The following is a 17391-nucleotide window of genomic DNA, read 5'->3' as shown; positions in this document are numbered from 1 at the left end:
TCCCGCTGCCGTCCGCCGTGGTCCCGTCGTGCTCCCGCCGTCGCGCGGACCGCTCTTGACAGTTCTGACCGTGTTGGTTGACGTGGGCGGGGCGGGTGCTAAGTTGGCACTCGGCACGTGAGAGTGCCAGCGACGACAGGCGCCTGTTCACCCGCGACGGCAGGCCGCCAGGGTCGCTCTCTCATCCAGCGCAGGAAGGGGGAGGTCGATCGTGACGACCGCCACCAAGGTTGCGATCAAGCCGCTCGAAGATCGCATTGTCGTACAGCCGTCCGACGCCGAGCAGACCACCGCGTCGGGCATCGTGATCCCGGACACGGCCAAGGAGAAGCCACAGGAGGGCACCGTCCTCGCGGTGGGCCCGGGCCGTTTCGAGGACGGCAAGAGGGTCCCGCTCGACGTCAAGGTCGGCGATGTCGTGCTGTACAGCAAGTATGGCGGCACCGAGGTCAAGTACGCCGGCGAGGAGTACCTGGTTCTCTCCGCTCGCGACGTTCTGGCGATCATCGAGAAGTAGGTATCCGGCAAGGATCCTCAAGGGCGTGTTTCGCCAGCCCGGACGGTATTCGGACGATATGCGGCTGTGCTCGACTGTGCTCGTCCGTATTCGTCCACACGCATCCGGTCCGCATGTGTCCGTATGCGGCTGTTCGTCCGGATCGGCGAAACACGCCCGCTTGCCATCGGGCCATGCCCGGTGGGCATCGGTCGATGCGGACGGCCGTCGTCCAGGCGCCGGTTCGCGCGATCTGACGATCCACCGGACACGGCCCAGGGCCACCAGGGTGCACGATCACGGCTTTCCGCGCGTGCCCGGGGGCCCGAAGGGATTCCAGGGCACGCCCTGAGCCGGTTCGGGAGGACCACCTAAATGCCCAAGATCCTGTTGTTCAGCGAGGACGCCCGCCATGCCCTTGAGCATGGCGTGAACGCCCTCGCGGACGCTGTGAAGGTGACGATCGGCCCGCGCGGCCGCAATGTCGTCATCGACAAGTCCTACGGCGCGCCGACGATCACCAATGACGGGGTGACGATCGCGCGCGAGGTCGAGCTGACCAGCCCCAACGAGAACCTGGGGGCGCAGCTCGCCAAGGAAGTCGCTACCAAGACCAACGACGTCGCCGGCGACGGCACCACCACCGCCACCGTCCTCGCGCAGGCGCTGGTCCGCCACGGTCTGCGCCAGGTGGTGGCCGGGGTGCCGCCGCTGTCGCTCAAGGCCGGTATCGAGGCCGCCGCCGAGGCCGTCTCGAAGGCGCTGCTGGAGCAGGCCATCGAGGTCGACTCGAAAGAGGTCATCGCCCATGTCGCGGCCATCTCGGCGCAGGACACGAAGGTCGGCGAGCTGATCGCCGAGGCGATCGACCGGATCGGCAAGGACGGTGTGATCACCGTCGAGGAGAGCCAGACCCTGGGCCTGGAGCTCGAGCTCACCGAGGGGCTGCAGTTCGACAAGGGCTACATCTCCCCGTACTTCGTCAGCGACGCCGACCGCATGGAGGCCGTCCTTGAGGACGCCTACGTGCTGCTGCACCCCGGCAAGATCAGCGCGCTGAGCGACATCCTCCCGCTGCTCGAGAAGGTGGTGGAGGCCCACAAGCCACTGCTGATCATCGCCGAGGACGTCGAGGGCGAGGCGCTCTCGACGCTGGTCGTCAACGCCATCCGCAAGACCTTCCAGGTCGTCGCGGTGAAGGCTCCCGGCTTCGGCGACCGGCGCAAGGCGATCCTGCAGGACATCGCCGTGCTCACCGGCGGGCAGGTCGTCGCGCCCGAGGTCGGCCTGAAGGTCGACTCCGTCGGCCTGGACGACCTCGGCCGGGCCCGCCGGATCGTCGTCGACAAGGACAGCACGACCATCATCGACGGCTCCGGGGACGAGACCAGCGTCGCCGACCGGGTCCGCCAGCTCCGCGGCGAGATTGAGGCCACCGACTCGGACTGGGACCGCGAGAAGCTCCAGGAGCGGGTCGCCAAGCTCGCCGGCGGGGTCGCGGTGATCAGGGTCGGCGCGGCCACCGAGGTCGAGCTCAAGGAGAAGAAGCACCGTCTGGAGGACGCTGTCTCGGCCACCCGCGCCGCGGTGGAGGAGGGCATCGTCGCCGGTGGCGGGTCGGCTCTGCTGCACGCGTCCGCGGTACTCGACGACGGCCTGGGCCGCACCGGGGACGAGCTGGCCGGGGTGCGCATCGTGCGGGACGCGCTCGATGCCCCGCTGAACTGGATCGCCCGCAACGCCGGTCACGAAGGGGCAGTGATCGTTTCCAAGGTCAGGGAGCAGCCGGTCGGCAGCGGTTTCAACGCCGCCCGCGGCGAGTTCACCAACCTGATCGCGGACGGCGTGGTCGACCCGGTGAAGGTGACCCGGTCGGCCGTGGTGAACGCCGCGTCGATCGCCGCGCTGCTCATCACGACCGAGAGCCTGATCACGGAGAAGCCGGCCAAGCCCCAGACGGAGGCCGCCGGCCACAGCCACGGCGGGCACGCGCACTCGCACGGGCCGGCGTTCTGACCCGTTCACAGCCCGCCCACGGCCGTAGGCCGCATCCACCGGGCGCACAGCTCGAGCGGCCCGCGCGGTACGGGCTCTGATCGATACGCGGGCCCTTTACCGGTAAGGAGTTACCGGTAAAGGGCCCGCGGGGCGGGACGAGCCGGCGTACGGGAACGCCGCGGACGGCCCGGGGACGGCCCGGGGACGGCCCGGGGAGGGCACTGTGAAGATGACATCGTGAGCACGAAGACGACATCGTGAACACGCGTCAGAGGCCCGACAGGACGACACCGACCGTCCTGTCGGGCCTCTGACGCGTTCGCCGTGGGTCTTCGCGGCGACGCGGTCACACATCGCGGGTGGTCCACCCGGTGGGGCCACCTTGTCCGTACATCTCGTCACGAGAACGCGGACACCGCGGGCACCGGCCCGCCCCGGCGACCGCCGTGATCGTGGCCGCGGCGGTCGTCCCGGATGTGGTCACGGATGCCCCGGCACGCTCAGCACGCCGGGGCGAGCCCCGGGCGGGCCGGGCTGTGCCGCCCCGCTCCGCGCCGCGTTCGGCCGGTCAGGATGGCCTCCCGCTCGGACTCGCTGAGCCCGCCCCACACCCCGTAGGGCTCACGGGCCTGCAGGGCGTGCTCCGCGCATGCCTGGATCACGGGACACCGCGCGCAGACAGCCTTGGCGGCCGCCTCACGGGCCGCGCGGGCCGGGCCCCGCTCCCCTTCGGGATGGAAGAAGAGCTCGGTGCTCTCCCCACGGCAGGCGCCGTGAAGCTGCCACTCCCACTTCTCGGCACCGGGGCCTGGAAGTCGTCGGACGTCGGTCATCGGCCTGAGCCCCCCTCTCAACCATGGGCGGCTGGCGCCGCAGCTACACCGTAGTACCGCGCCATATGTTGTTCAACACTGAGAACCACTCGGCACGTAGTCGTTCGGAGCCGGTTCGTCGCCAAGTTGTGGGTACGGTCGCCGAGAGCCACCATGAGCGCTGTGACCCCCTCCCCGGACCCGGCGGAGCACAATCCGCGGTACACCGTCGCCGCGGTTGCCCGACGGCTGGGCATCGCGCCCGCTACCCTGCGTACCTGGAACCGCCGGTACGGGCTCGGTCCGGCCGACCATGTTTCCGGTACCCGTCGCAGGTACGACCCACACGACCTGGCCCGGCTGGAGTTCATGTGCCGTCTCACCCAGGCCGGGATCGCGCCGGCGGAGGCGGCCCGCCTGGCCAGGAGCGCGCTTCCCGAGGACCTGCCGGAACCGCAGTGGCCGGCGCCACTGCGACAGGTCGAGAACGAGACACACTCCGTAGTCAGCTCCGACCGGCCGGGCGAGCCTGACACCCAGGAAGCCGATCAGCCGCGTACCGGCCGGCCCGTCGTGGTCGCGATCTCCTCCGGCGACGGCCGCGGCGCCGCTGGGAACGTCTCAGCGCCCGCCGTCATCACCGGTCCGGCGGCTGGCGCTGGGATGTTCCCGGCGGCGGATGTCGACGACCTGGTGACGGGTGCTGCCGATCCGGCGGACGACTCGGCGGCAGCCATGGCCGGGCCCGGCCGCGTGACCGAAACGGGCCGCGTGACCGAAGCGAGAGGGTCAGGCGGCCGGGTGCTGTCGCTGGCGGGCGCCGGCATCGCTGCCCGCGGCCTCGCCCGCGCGGCCATGGCGCTCGACTCGTCCGCGGTGACCCGCATCCTGGCCCAGGCGGTCGAGGCCGACGGCGTGGTCGCGGCCTGGCAGGACCTGGCGTGCCCGGTGCTCGTCGCCGTCGGCCGGCGCTGGGAGCTGCGTGGTGACGCGGTCGACGTCGAGCATCTGCTCAGCGAGTGCGTCGCGGCGGTCTTCCGCCGGGTGGCAGACCGTGACGTGGGCGCCCACGCCCGTCCGGTGCTGCTCGCGTGCACCCCGGACGAGCGGCACAGCCTCGCCCTCAACGCGGTCGCGGCCGGGCTGGCCGAGCGGGGGATACCCGCCCGTGTCCTCGGTGCCGCGGTACCGGCCGCCGCGCTGCGGACCGCGGTCGTACGCACCGGCCCGGCCGCGGTGTTCCTCTGGTCCCAGCGCCGGGCTTCGGCGGACGTGCGGGTGTGGCGCGGGTTACCGACGACCCGGCCGTCGACGTCGATCGTGGTGGGGGGTCCCGGCTGGCACAGGACGATCGTCGCGCCGCGGGTCCGCCGCGCGCAGTCCCTGCCCGAGGCGCTCGACCTCCTCACCCCTTCCCCTGGGTGAAGAAAAAGCTCCTTTGAGGGAAGAAACAGCTCCCTTGGGCAAGGGATCGGTTTCCCGGGCGAAGCGGCGGCTCTCCTGGGCGAAGCGGCGGAACGTCCGCTGACTTCGCCGCTGTCCCGTTACCCGGCCGGCATTACCTGACCGGTGTTTCCGGCGGACGGGCCGCCGTTGGCGGGGCGAGGCGAGGCGAGGCGAGGCGAGCGGGCATATGCGCGAGGAGGCGGATCCGATGCTGTGCCGGCGGCGGGCTCGCGCCGCCGTGAGCGCTCGCAGGCCCGGGCGGGGACACACCGGGGCGATCAGGGGGAGACCGGGAGCAAGGGAAGCAGGAGCAAGGGAAGCGGGAAGAAGGGGAAGAGAGAGGGTGGTCAGCGGGAGTCGGCTTCGGAGGCCTCGCTCGTCTCGTAGACACCGTCGGCGTAGCCGCGTGCGTAGTCCCAGCTGACGTAACAGGAGGGGTCCGGGGCGTATGCGGGCTCGTGCACCCGGGTGCGTCCCTCGTCGAGCAGATGGCGCAGATTGCCGGTGAGGAGATCCCAGCTGAAGAAGTGCGGTTCCGCGCATCCTTCGCAGTCGACGACGAGACCGCGGTAGCCGCGGGGTTCCAGCAGGGTCCGGAAAACATCGAGATCGCCGAGTTCGGCGAGCACCTCCTCGCGTTCCTGCGGCGACAGAGGCTCCAGCAGATCGGTGTCCTCGGCCGGGTCCAGGCGGGCGAGTTCTGCGGTCGGATCCTCGGGGTCGTCCGCGAACGGGTCGAGAGGCTCGTTGCTCACGCCGACCACGCTACGCCGGACCGGGCCCCTTAGTGGTCCCGATCGGCGACTCCAGACGCTGATGTGTGCCCGTATCGCCTCTTTACCGAGGCTACGGACCGTTTCGAGTACGCGCTATCGCGGCCGGCCCCGAGGAATGATCAGTATGCCCTGTGAAGCCCGCGGCCACGACGCCTTTGGCCAGGCCGCGTCCCTGACGTCTCCGGACACGTGAAAAGTCATGATCGTGGACTCTTTGGCCTAGCATGTAAAGCTTGAACCTCGTACTGATGGCCGCCCGCTGATGGCCGCCCGCTCCGGGCGGCCCGCCGCCCGCGCCGCCCGCGCCGGGCCGGGAAGACGACGGCCGGGAGAGCCACGGCCGGGCGGCCCGCGGCCGAGAAGGCTGAGGGCAACGGCCGGGAAGGCAGGCGGCAACGGCGGGGAAGGCAGGCAAGCAAGGCACGGTCGGGAAGTGCCGTGCGGGTGCGGTACCGGCATGGCGAACAACGAAGCGTGAACGGAAGGTGCCATGAACAGTCCCATTGTCCGGCCGGCCGTGTCTGATCCGGAGCCGGTGCTGCCAACGAAGCTGGCCACGCTGGGGCTGACCTTCGACGACGTACTGCTGCTCCCGGCGGAATCGGACGTCATGCCCTCGGAGGCGGACACGTCCACGTGGTTGTCCCGCCATATCCGGCTCGCCATTCCGCTGCTGTCCTCGGCGATGGACACCGTCACCGAGTCGCGGATGGCGATCGCGATGGCCCGCCAGGGCGGGGTGGGCGTGCTGCACCGGAATCTTTCCGTGGACGACCAGGCGCAGCAGGTCGACATGGTGAAGCGTTCCGAATCAGGAATGATCACCGCTCCGGTCACCTGCGGCCCGGACGCCACCATTGACGAGGCCAACGAGCTGATGGCCCGGTACCGGATATCCGGCGTCCCGGTGACCGAGCCCGACGGCCGGCTCGTCGGCATCGTGACCAATCGCGACATCCGGTTCGAGCGTGACTATTCCCGGTCGGTACGTGAAGTAATGACGCCGATGCCGCTCGTCACGGCGCCGGTGGGCGTGTCGGCCGATGACGCCCTGGCCCTGCTGCGGCAGCACAAGATCGAGAAGCTTCCCCTGGTGGACGACCGGGACCGCCTGCGCGGGCTGATCACCGTCAAGGACTTCACCAAGCGCGAGCAGTACCCGCGGGCGACCAAGGACGCCGACGGCCGGCTGGTGGTCGGCGCCGCCGTCGGGGTGGGGGAGGACGCCTACAAGCGCGCCCAGGCCCTGGTGCGCGCGGCGGTCGACTTCCTGGTCGTCGACACCGCCCACGGCCACTCCCGGGCGGTGCTGGACATGGTGCGCCGCGTCAAGGCCGACCTGCCGACCAGGGCAGACGGCAGCCCCCTCGACGTCATCGCCGGCAACGTCGTGACCGCGGACGGCGCCCGCGCGCTGGTGGAGGCGGGCGCCGACGCCATCAAGGTGGGGGTCGGGCCCGGCTCGATCTGCACCACGCGGGTGGTGGCCGGGGTCGGCGCACCCCAGGTCACCGCGATCTACGAGTGCGCACAGGTCGCCCGGGAGCACGGCATCCCGGTGATCGGCGACGGTGGGATGCAGTACTCCGGGGACATCGCCAAGGCGATCGCGGTCGGGGCGGACACGGTGATGCTCGGCAGCCTGCTGGCCGGCGTCGACGAGAGCCCCGGCGAGCTGATCTTCATCAACGGCAAGCAGTACAAGGCGTACCGCGGGATGGGGTCGCTGGCCGCGATGCGCAGCCGGGGCACCACCACCTCCTACTCGAAGGACCGCTACTTCCAGGACGACGTCCTCTCCGACGACAAGCTCGTACCGGAGGGCATCGAGGGGCAGGTCCCGTACCGGGGGCCGCTGGCCGCGGTGGCCCACCAGCTCGTCGGCGGCCTGCGGGCGGCCATGGGGTACACCGGCTCGCCGACGATCGCCGCCCTGCAACGGGACGCCCGGCTGGTGCGCATCACCGCCGCGGGCCTGAAGGAGAGCCACCCGCACGACATCCAGATGACCGTCGAAGCACCGAACTACAACTCGCGGTAACACCGCCGGGAGGACATCACCGGTGACCCCGCTAGGGGACGGCGCCGGTGATGCCGAGGGGAGGATGCTGCCGTCGGGAGAACCCGGTGACGCCGTGAGAGGACACAGTGGCTGAGGTCGAGATCGGTATCGGTAAGAGCGGCCGGGTCGGCTTCGGCCTGGACGCGCTGGGCATCGTGCCGTCGAGGCGCACGCGCGACCCCGCGGACGTCTCGCTGACCTGGGAGATCGACGCCTACCGTTTCGACCTGCCGGTGGTGAGCGCGCCCGCGGACGCGGTGACCTCGCCAGCCACCGCGGTCGAGCTGGGCGCCCTCGGCGGCCTCGGCATCGTCCATGTCGAAGGGCTGTGGAGCCGGCACGAGGAGCCGGAGCCGCTGCTGGCGGAGATCGCCACCCTCGGCCCGGACGCGGCCGGCCGGCGGCTGCGGGAGCTCTACACCGCGCCGATCCGGCCCGAGCTGGTCGTCAAACGGCTGACGGAGATCCGGGACTCCGGTGTGGTCGCGGCCGCCGCGCTGCGCCCCCAGCGGGTCGACGCGCTGTACCCGTTTCTGCTCGAGGCCGGGGTCGACCTGCTCGTCATCCACGCGACGGCGGTCTCGGCTGAGCACCAGTCGAGACGGACCGAGCCGCTGAACCTCAAGCGGTTCATTGGCGAGATCGACGTGCCCGTGCTGGTGGGCGGGTGCGCGTCCTTCTCGACCGCCCTGCACCTGATGCGCACCGGGGCCGCCGGGGTGATCGTCGGGGTCGGCCCCGGCGGCGCGGACACGACCAGGGCGGTGCTCGGGGTCGGCGTCCCGATGGCGACCGCGATCGCGGACGCGGCCGGCGCGCGCATGCGCTACCTGGACGAGTCCGGTGGCCGGTACGTCCACGTCATCGCGCACGGAGGTGTGCGCACCGGCGGGGACATCGCCAAGGCCATCGCCTGCGGGGCCGACGCGGTCATGCTCGACACGCCGCTGGCCGCCGCCGCCGAGGCACCCGGGCGCGGCGGCTACTGGTCCATGGACCTGCTGCACTCCCGCCTGCCGCGAGGCACCTGGGAACCGGTCGCGGCCGCCGGGACGCTGCGGGAGATCCTGCTGGGCCCCGCGTCGGTGAACCCCGGCACGCTCAACCTCGCCGGGGCGCTGCGGACCGCGATGGCCACGACCGGCTACGCGACGCTCAAGGAGCTGCAGAAGGCCGACGTGCTGGTCACCGCGTCGCTCCGCTGACCCGCCGCCGGCCTCTCCCGCACCGTCCGCCTGCCCCTGGCCGGAACTGTCGCGGACGTTCCGGGCCGGCTGCGCAACTGGGTGAAGTCCGCTTCCGGTGGCATGACGGCCGTTTCCGGGCCCACCCGGAAAATCCTCGTGACCTCCGGTGAAGCTCACTTCGGGCAGCATGGCACCCTGGAACCGTCTGTTCTGGTCCGAAGGATGACACATGCGCATCGACGAGCACGGTCGCTGGGTCAGCGATGATGGTTCGTACGTCTGGGACGAGGTGGCCCAGACGTGGCAGCCGTCAGCGGCGTACACCACCGAGTCCACGACCACCGGTTCCGCCGCCGGTTCGGGCGGTGCCGGTGTCACCGGTGGCGCCGGCGCCGGTGCCGGTGGCTATACCGCGGCCGCCACGACCGGGGAGTTCGCGCCGGGCTACCTGGCGCTGGACACGTCGGGCTGGTCCGTCCTGGACGGGACGCTGTCGCCGGACGCGGCCCGCTCGGGGCCGGCCCCGGGGCCGGACGGTGGCTCGCGAAGCCCGCAGGCGGCTGTCGACACCCCGCGGCCGAGCGGGCCGGAGGGCTGGCCGCCCCAGGACGGCATCTCGTCGCGGGACGCTGACATCCTGGCCAACACGGGCGGGATGGACATCACGGCCGTGGCCACGGGTGGGCCCGCCTGGGAGAGCTACCCGCTCCGGGCCGGCGACCCGGGGACGGGGCCGGCAACGGCCGCCGACGCCCCGACGGCCTTCGGCGCGGTAGGCACCTCCACCTTCAGCACTGTCGTCGCCCCGAGCGCGGGGGAGATCACGTCGGCCGGTGCCAGTGCCCGGGGGCTGTCCGAGCCGTTCGGTGTGGTGGACGTCATTGCGCTCGGGCCCTCCCAGGGCGGCGGCCCGCCCGGCGCCGACACCGCCGCCACCATCCTGGGCTCCCCGCCGCGGGCCTCGACCGGCGCGCACCGGCAGCACCGCAAGCGCCGGGCCGGTGGCCGGCTGGCAGCGCTCCGGCCCGGCGCGGGCGGTGACAGCACCACGCCGGGGACGAACCGGGCCACCTCGGGGGCGAGCCGGTCGCTGACCCGGCGCCTGTCGTCCGTCGCGGCGTTACCGCGTCAGGTGCTGATCGCCGCCGCGGTGGTGGTGCTGCTCCTGATCGGCCTCGGCGGCTATCTGGCGCTGGGCGGGAGCGACGGGGACGCCGTGGCCGACACGCCCGTCAACACCGTCGAGGGCGCTCCGCCAGGTACGGTGCCCGCCCGGCCCGCGCGGTACAGCGAGTCGCTGCGCGCGGACTATCTGCGGGAGTGCGTGCAGATCAGCCACGGGCTACAGGCCTACTGCGCGTGCACGCTGGAGAGGCTGGAGGCCAACTATCCGCAGGACCAGTACGAGCAGTTCAACAAGAACGTGAACTCGCCGGAGACGACAAGGATCGTTCAGGAGATCTCCGACCAGTGCGTGAGCGTCTGATGACGGCGAGCTGTGCTGTAGGCTGTATTCGTCCATATTTCCGGTGTTTCGTGGCGTGCGGGCTTTCGCGGGCGTCTGGGCCGTCCCTGATGGATGTTGATCGATGCGGACGGTGACCCAGGTAGTCTCAGGTGGGGCGGAGGGTGGCGAGGCCCCCGTACGGCGCGGAACGGCGGATCGGGGGCGTGCAATAGCGGAGCTATCGGTGACGACAACAACACGACAGGTGTTCGCCTGGGTGCCACCCGTGCGGGCGAGTATCCGTCGGGCACGGCCTACGCCCTTTACCCGGACGACTACCTGGACCTGGGGGGCAGGACATGCCCACCGACGGGCTCTGGCCGAGTGGCGATGACGCGTGGGCGTGGGACGCCGTCGCCGGGGCGCGGCGTCCATCGACGGCAGCCGGTGACGCGGGCAGCCCGGTGACCGGCCCCACGGGCCGTTCCGGCGTACCGGGCCGACGCGCGGACGACTTCTTCGCGGTCGAGCGGGTCGGGGAGGCCGATGACCGCTCCCAGCCGTCCGTCCCGCCGGTTCCGGACAGATCCGGCGCCCAGGATCCAGCCGGCCAGGGGTGGCGCGACCGTCCTTTCCCCGCCCCCGACCCGTTCGACGTCTCCGCCGGCCATGAGCGGCCGGTGCTGCCCGCCTATCCGTTCCAGCCGGCTCCTCCGCTCCAGCCGGCTCCTCCGCTCCAGGCTCCTCCACCCGATCCGCGGCCCGGCTGGCTGCCGAGTGGTGGTGACCCCGCGGCAGGCACGACCGGCGGCTACGGCAGTGGGCGCTGGGGGCTGTCCGTGGAAGGCGGCGATCGCGTCGGTGTCACCCAGCGTGACGTCGGTGCGCCCGGCGGCGCTGACGGATTCACTGGTTATGGCAGCGCCGCCGGCCAGAGCGCCGCCGGCCAGAGCGCCGCCGGCCAGAGCGCCGCCGGCCAGAGCACCGCCGGCCAGAGCACCGCCGGCCAGAGCGCCGCCGGCCAGAGCACCGGCCATCCCTGGCAGTCCGCTCCGGGGCCGGCGAGCGGGAGTGGCGCCGGGCCGAACAACTATCAGCCCGGCGTGCTGCGTGGCTTCGCTCCGCAGCACCCCGATACCCGCAGCTCCACCGACGGTTATCGGACTCGTCCGCGTGACGACAGGCCCGCCCCCCCGCCCGCGGGCAGCTCTTTTTTCGCTGCTGGCCAGCCCGGCCAGCGCCTGTTCGACACGGGCGCCACCGGGCGGCCGGACGACCGTCGGCCCGGTGGCGCGCAGCCACCGCCCGGCCGGGTGCTCCCGGCCGCCATGCCCCGGGCTGCCGTACCACCGGCATCCCTGCCACCTGCGGCGGTACCACCGGCATCCCTACCGCCGGTGGGTATGCCGCCGGACGGCGGTTTCGGGGGGAGCGCAGGCCCGGCACCGGCCCGTGGCCCGGCCGGGTACGGCGGCCCCGGCTCCACCGGTAACGGCGCGCCGGGCTCCGGCGGTTTCGGGGACCGTTACGGAAGCGGTCGTCCGAACGGTTACGGGCCGACAGGCCATCAGGCCGGTTACCCGTCGCTCATGGGAAATGATCGTGAGCTCCTGCCCCGCCAGCCGGACAGCGCCGGGCCGGGGGACGGATCGACTTCCTACCTGACGGGCGACCCGTTCCGGGCGGCACAGCCCCACGGCCGCGGACGGCTGTCCCCTGCCGGGCCGAACCCGCTGCCTCCCGACCAGGGCGGCCCCCTGGACGGGGGCCCGGCCACCCCAGCCGGCAGCCCGGTTCCGAACGGCTACGGAGCGGGCGGATATCCCGGTTCCGGGGCCGCTCGGGCCCTCGTCCGCGGTGCCGGCGTGAACGACGGCGCGCCGTCCGCTCCTGGCGCACCCCGGCCGGCCGCCGGGAGAGCGGGCGGCGGCAACGACCGGGCCGTGCTTCTCCCGCCCGCCTACCGGGGCCAGGCCGCGGCCACCAGGGCTGAGCCGCCCGCTCCCGCCCGGACGCATTCACGTACCGCCCCCCGGCCACCGTCGGCGATGTCCGGAGCCAGGACGCCCGGGGGCGGCCTGCCAGGCGAGGCGGCCTTCGCGGACCCTGCCGCGGCGTCCTCCGCCGCCGGGCCGGTGGAACGCACCGATATCGTGCCGAGGGTCACTGACGCCGTACGGCCAAGGACGTCGCGTGACAATATGCCGTCGCCTCCAACCGTGCCACCCGGGGTGCTGGGACAACCGCTGTCGGAGATGACCGCGACGCTGTCGAGGATCGGGTCCGTGCCGGACACCGGCTCGCGTGACACCGGCTCGCGTGACACCGGCTCGCGTGACACCGGCTCGCGTGACACCGGCTCGCGTGACACCGGCTCGCGTGACACCGGCTCGCGTGACACCGGCTCGCGTGACACCGGCTCGCGTGACACCGGTCCCGATGACGACGAGGGCTGGAAGCCGTCCAGTTCTGTCCGTAAGAAGACGGGCCGGCCGGGTACGGTGACGGCACGGGCCTCCTCCCCGGGCGGCGCTTCCAGGGACACCGGGGCACGAGGGCCTGAGCAGCGTTCGACGGCGTCCGGGGCCGTGAAACGTGCGGCCGGCCGGCCGGTCAGCCGGCGGGGTGAGCCGGATCCCGGTGACGACATCGACGACATCGACGACGCGGACGACGACATCGATGATGGCGGCGGCTTCGGCGCGGGGCTGCTGGCGCGCTACCGGCACGGGTGGACCGGCCCGTTGATTGTCGCGGTACTGGTGTCCCTGGTGGCGTTCGGGCTGTACGCCCTGCTGTCGGGCGGGACGGAGGATTCCGCAACGGGGGCTCCGGACGCCCGGGTGGATCCCGGCGCCACCGCCGCGGCGTCCGCGTCCGGGGGCGCGTCGACGCCGGCGACGAGCAATCCGGACGCCACGGCCGGCCGGGCGCTGGTCGACGGCACCTACCGCTGCTATCGGACGGCCGACGGTGACCCGCCGGCCGACGGGGCCGCCTCGGCCGGCAGCCGGAACTCCCAGGCGTCCACGGCACTGCCGAACAGGCTCGTCGTGCCACGCGAGAGCGGCAGCTATCGCTGGGACGACCAGCAGGGCACCTACTCGATCACAAAGAACAGCCTGAGTACCGACAGCGTGATTTTTGCCGATATCCAGTTCGCCGACGGTCCACTCAAGAACATCAAGGCGCTGTTCATCAACCGGGCGGGCGCTGGCGACGCCGGGAAGGACGGCGGTTTCCTGACCTTCAAGGACGGATCGAACCGGTGGTGTGCGATCAACTAGACTCCGGGTCCGGGAAAAACCGCGATCATATGTTCTCCGGCCGGTATCCCCACCCGTCGGAGCCTGCTCCCGCCGGCCCCGACGGGTGGGCCGAAGGAGAAACCTTCCGTCCCCGGTCTGGTCTGCTGCGTGTCGACCGGGACCCAGTGCCCGGGTTTGAACCAGCGTGCGGCAGGATCAGGACTCATGCTCCACTCTGACCGCCCGACACACGCCGGACAGGGACGCCTCGACGCAGTGTCGGATACCGACGGCCCCGAAGCGGCCGGCCCGGGCGGGCCGCCTGCCGCGGCCCGGGGAAGCGAGTCTTCCGAGCCCCGTGGGTTTCCCGGGCCTTCCGGGTCACTCGTCGGGCCTCCCGCACCGGTTCCGCCGCCGTGGCGGGAATCCCGGGCGCCGACGGCGGAGCCCGTCGCGGGGAGGAAGCAGGATCAGGTCTCCCAGCAGGTTCCCCCCGGCGCACCCCCCGCCGCCGCAGGCCGCTCCGGTGATGCCGGTGGGCGTTTCCTCAGCCGGCGCACACTGCTGACCCTGGCCGGCGTGGCGACCGCCGGGGTTCCCCTTGCCGCCTGCGGTGGCTCCGGGAGCGGGGCGAAGGCGAAGCGGGTCATCAGGATCGGCTATGTGAGCCCGCAGACGGGGGCGCTGTCCGCCTTCGGTGCCGCGGACAGGTACGTCACCGACACCATCCGGGCCTTCTTCCAGCGCCAGGGCGGAATGACCATCGGCGCGCGCACCTATCCGGTTGAGATCATCGTCCGGGACAGCCAGTCCGACCAGAACCGCGCGGCCCAGGCCGCCGACGACCTGATCTACACCGACCGGGTGGACATCGTCCTCGTCGCCTCCACACCGGAGACCACCAACCCGGTCTCGGACCAGTGCGAGGCGAACGAGATACCGTGCATCTCCACGGCCGCCCCCTGGCAGTCATGGTTCAACGGGCGTGGTGGCGACCCGGCCCGTCCGTTCAAGTGGACCTACCACTTCTTCTGGGGCCTTGAGGACGTGACCAGGGTCTACCGGAACATGTGGGGCCAGTTGCCCACCAACAAGAAGGTCGGTGCGCTCTGGCCGGACGACTCCGACGGCAGAACGTTCGCCGACGAGACCATCGGCTTCCCGCCGGCCATAACCGCCGGGGGCTACACGCTGGTGAAGCCTCCCTCCTTCCCCGCCGGGACGCCGGACTTCACCATCCAGCTGGACGTGCTCAAGCGGGCCGGCGTGGACATCCTGACCGGCGTGCTGACGCCGGCGGACTTCCAGACCTTCTGGAAGCAGGCGGCGGCGAAGGACTTCAGCCCGAAGATTGTCACGGTCGCCAAGGGGCTGCTGTTCCCGGGCTCGGTCCAGGCCCTCGGCCAGGAGGGCAACAATCTCGGTACCGAGGTCTGGTGGTCGCCCTTCCACCGGTTCAAGAGCTCGTTGACGGGGGCCACCCCGGCCACGCTGGCCAAGGACTTCACGGACAAGACCGGTTCCCCCTGGGTGCAGACCCTCGGCTTCGTGCACGCGCTCTACGAACTCGCCACGGAGGCGTTGGCCCAGGTCGGCTCGCCTGACGACCGGGCGGGCCTGGCGGCGGCGATCGGGAAGCTGCGTGCGAACACGATCGTGGGGGAGGTCGGTTTCGGCGGCTCGGCCGACATTCCCAAGAACGTGGCGAAGACGCCTCTGGTCGGGGGCCAGTGGCGGACGGCGGGCGCCGGCTACAGTCTGGTCATCGTCGGCGACGAATCGATCAGTAACATTGCCGCGCAGCCAGGGCGGCTGCTGCCGTACAGCAGGGTTGTCCAGGGGCCCTGAGAACAGCCACCCGCTCGATCCGGTCCGCCCCCTGGCGCCCGGCTCTGTCGCACCGGGCCCGCTCGGTGCGACAGAGCCGGGCGCTGTCCCTCGTGTGCCTGTCCTTGGTCCGGAGGAACAGCCCGCGGCCGTGGTGGACCGGGCCGGGGCCGCAGGCCTGGGCCATCACGAGGACGACGTGTCACGCCGGGCCGGTGCGGCCCGGATGGAGGATCAGGTCCTGGCCACCGCTCGTGACATCGTGTGCTCGACCACCGCGATCAGCGCGCTTTTCGTCGAGTGGCGGTTACGCGCGTCGCAGGTGATGATCGGTATGCTCGGGTTGATCTGCAGGGCTTCCCGGACGTCGTCTATGGAATGCCGCAGGATCCCGTCGAAACAGTTCACCCCGACGACGAATGGCAACTGCCGCTGTTCGAAGTAGTCCACGGCCGCGAAACAGTCGGCGAGCCGCCGGGTGTCGGCCAGGACGATGGCACCGATGGCGCCCCGCACGATGTCGTCCCACATGAACCAGAACCGGTACTGTCCCGGCGTGCCGAACAGATAGAGGATCAGATCCTCGTCCAGGGAGACCCGGCCGAAGTCCATTGCGACCGTGGTCGTCGTCTTGTCGGAGATGTGGGTCAGGTCGTCGACGTGCGCCCCCGCCTCGGTCATGACCGCCTCGGTCCGCAGCGGAACGATCTCGGACACCGAGCCGACAAAAGTCGTCTTGCCGGCGCCGAAACCACCAGCAACGACAATCTTGACCGAAGTAGTGGCGACGGAGGAGTTGACCCGCCTCCGGTCAGAGCTTGCGAAGGCCACTGAGCACCCTTTCGAGCAGCGCGAGGTCCGGCGCCTCGTCGCGGTCGGGTTGTTGGTGTACCCGGACGTAACCTTCGTCCGCCATGTCACCGACCAGCACCCTGGCGACTCCGAGGGGAACCCGCAGACCGGCGGCGATCTCCGCAACTGATCGCACCTGCCGGCACATGGCGGCGATTGTCTGTTGTTCCAGGGCAAGTTGGATTGCCCGTTCTTCACCAAAGGACGTTGTGACGACAAGCGCCTCGATGGCGAGTTCGTATCGTGAACGCGTCCGGCCACCGGTCATCGCGTAGGGACGGACAACCGGCCCCGGGGTATTCGCGGGATCGGTACTCACCCTGACCCCCTGTGCTCCTGTCGGTTCACCGCGGAAGGATCCCCTGCAGCTCGGCTCGCAGCGCGGGAGTGAGCACATCCGTGGTCCGGGTCACCAGCAGTGCCATCTCGTACCCCACAAGCCCGATGTCACATGACGGCGCGGCGAGAACCGCCATACTTGCCCCGTCGCTGATCGCCATGATGAACAGGAACCCATGTTCCATCTCGACGACCGTCTGTGTCACGTTGCCCGCATCGAAAACCCGGGCGGCGCCCTGGGTCAGGCTCACCAGGCCTGACGCGACGGCGGCCAACTGGTCCGCCCGGTCACGTGGGAAGCCGTCCGAGACCGCCAGCAACAGGCCGTCCGCGGAAACCACCACGGTGTGCGCGACACCGGGAACTCTTTCGACGAAATTGTTGATCAACCAGTTGAGGTTCTGTGCGTCTGAGCTCATGGGCGTCACATTTCCTCCTGGGTGTTTCGGCGAGAGCTGTGGGGGGTGTCCTGGGTGACATCACGGGCCTGCCGAACGCCCTGGTAGAAGCTGGCAAGCCGGCCACCGACCGCTTCCGGGGAGCGGGAGCCCCCCTCCGGCTGGCGCCGTGATGTGGTTTCAGCGCTGCCAGGTACGAGGTGCGTCATCGGGACACGCAACGGGAGACCGGCGCGGGTCGTCCCGGCGGGGGCGGGCTGGCGGACGGCTTCCGCGGCACGCCAGCCGGCGTCGGCCGCGGACGACCATGACACGGGCCGGGGATCCGGCGCGGCGGGCGCCTGGCGGTTCGCCAACGGAACGGGCTGGGCGTCGGCGGGGCCGGCCGCGGTGGCCGGCAGCGGGGATTCTCCCGGGGCCTGCGACCAGCCGGGCACGGGGATGTCGGCGGGTGCCGGGCCCCGGAGCCCGGGCCGGCCGGCCGGCGCCGGGAAGGGTGACGG

General features: G+C 71.4%; 13 protein-coding genes and 1 pseudogene. 8 read left to right on the top strand and 6 right to left on the bottom strand.

Annotated elements, in window-relative coordinates; translation table 11 throughout:
- Positions 1 to 208 precede the first annotated feature (208 nt).
- The gene (gene groES / locus NBX02_RS19640) at positions 209 to 517 is read left to right on the top strand and encodes a co-chaperone GroES (protein WP_043604033.1); all 309 of its coding nucleotides are present in this window, start codon (positions 209 to 211) and stop codon (positions 515 to 517) included.
- Positions 518 to 871: 354 nt separating this feature from the next.
- Complete coding sequence (gene groL / locus NBX02_RS19635; RefSeq protein WP_250292525.1) at positions 872 to 2512, top strand: chaperonin GroEL; 1641 nt, start codon at positions 872 to 874, stop codon at positions 2510 to 2512.
- Between the two features lie 482 nt (positions 2513 to 2994).
- On the opposite strand, the gene NBX02_RS19630 is transcribed toward groL, so the two are convergent.
- The gene (locus tag NBX02_RS19630) at positions 2995 to 3327 is read right to left on the bottom strand and encodes a WhiB family transcriptional regulator (protein WP_013875065.1); all 333 of its coding nucleotides are present in this window, start codon (positions 3325 to 3327) and stop codon (positions 2995 to 2997) included.
- A gap of 153 nt (positions 3328 to 3480) precedes the next feature.
- Between NBX02_RS19630 and NBX02_RS19625 the strand changes: the two genes are divergently transcribed.
- Positions 3481 to 4731, top strand: coding sequence for a MerR family transcriptional regulator (locus tag NBX02_RS19625; protein ID WP_250286469.1), 1251 nt, complete (start codon positions 3481 to 3483; stop codon positions 4729 to 4731).
- 368 nt (positions 4732 to 5099) lie between these two features.
- On the opposite strand, the gene NBX02_RS19620 is transcribed toward NBX02_RS19625, so the two are convergent.
- Complete coding sequence (locus tag NBX02_RS19620; RefSeq protein ID WP_445548537.1) at positions 5100 to 5516, bottom strand: DUF5319 domain-containing protein; 417 nt, start codon at positions 5514 to 5516, stop codon at positions 5100 to 5102.
- 502 nt (positions 5517 to 6018) lie between these two features.
- Here NBX02_RS19620 and guaB point away from each other — a divergent pair.
- The 5 genes from guaB (at position 6019) to NBX02_RS19595 (ending at position 15320) form a co-directional block, all read left to right on the top strand.
- Complete coding sequence (gene guaB / locus NBX02_RS19615) at positions 6019 to 7569, top strand: IMP dehydrogenase (RefSeq protein ID WP_445548536.1); 1551 nt, start codon at positions 6019 to 6021, stop codon at positions 7567 to 7569.
- Positions 7570 to 7676: 107 nt separating this feature from the next.
- A complete protein-coding gene (locus NBX02_RS19610; RefSeq protein WP_250286465.1) occupies positions 7677 to 8795 on the top strand; it encodes a GuaB3 family IMP dehydrogenase-related protein in 1119 nt (372 codons plus the stop codon).
- Between the two features lie 211 nt (positions 8796 to 9006).
- Positions 9007 to 10263, top strand: a complete 1257-nt coding sequence (locus tag NBX02_RS19605) for a hypothetical protein (protein WP_250292523.1) — start codon at positions 9007 to 9009, stop codon at positions 10261 to 10263.
- A gap of 320 nt (positions 10264 to 10583) precedes the next feature.
- Positions 10584 to 13511, top strand: coding sequence for a hypothetical protein (locus tag NBX02_RS19600; protein ID WP_250292522.1), 2928 nt, complete (start codon positions 10584 to 10586; stop codon positions 13509 to 13511).
- A 522-nt stretch (positions 13512 to 14033) separates the two neighbouring features.
- Positions 14034 to 15320, top strand: a complete 1287-nt coding sequence (locus NBX02_RS19595) for an ABC transporter substrate-binding protein (protein WP_445548538.1) — start codon at positions 14034 to 14036, stop codon at positions 15318 to 15320.
- A gap of 213 nt (positions 15321 to 15533) precedes the next feature.
- On the opposite strand, the gene NBX02_RS19590 is transcribed toward NBX02_RS19595, so the two are convergent.
- The 4 genes and pseudogenes from NBX02_RS19590 to NBX02_RS19575 all read right to left on the bottom strand — a co-directional run.
- Positions 15534 to 16130 (bottom strand): ATP/GTP-binding protein, encoded by a 597-nt coding sequence (locus NBX02_RS19590; RefSeq protein ID WP_250286492.1) that lies wholly within the window; start codon positions 16128 to 16130, stop codon positions 15534 to 15536.
- Positions 16111 to 16470, bottom strand: a complete 360-nt coding sequence (locus tag NBX02_RS19585; RefSeq protein ID WP_013875056.1) for a DUF742 domain-containing protein — start codon at positions 16468 to 16470, stop codon at positions 16111 to 16113. The genes NBX02_RS19590 and NBX02_RS19585 overlap by 20 nt, the downstream gene beginning before the upstream one ends.
- Before the next feature lie 25 nt (positions 16471 to 16495).
- Positions 16496 to 16918 (bottom strand): roadblock/LC7 domain-containing protein, encoded by a 423-nt coding sequence (locus NBX02_RS19580; protein ID WP_250286491.1) that lies wholly within the window; start codon positions 16916 to 16918, stop codon positions 16496 to 16498.
- A pseudogene (locus tag NBX02_RS19575) lies at positions 16915 to 17391 on the bottom strand (histidine kinase); the annotation flags it as partial. The gene NBX02_RS19580 and the pseudogene NBX02_RS19575, both read right to left, overlap by 4 nt.

The sequence above is a fragment of the Protofrankia sp. CiP1_Cm_nod1 genome, from assembly GCF_920888515.1.
In the GTDB taxonomy this organism is placed as follows: domain Bacteria; phylum Actinomycetota; class Actinomycetes; order Frankiales; family Frankiaceae; genus Protofrankia.
The sequence above is the reverse complement of the archived record's forward strand: the minus strand, read 5'-3'. Positions and strand labels throughout refer to the sequence as shown.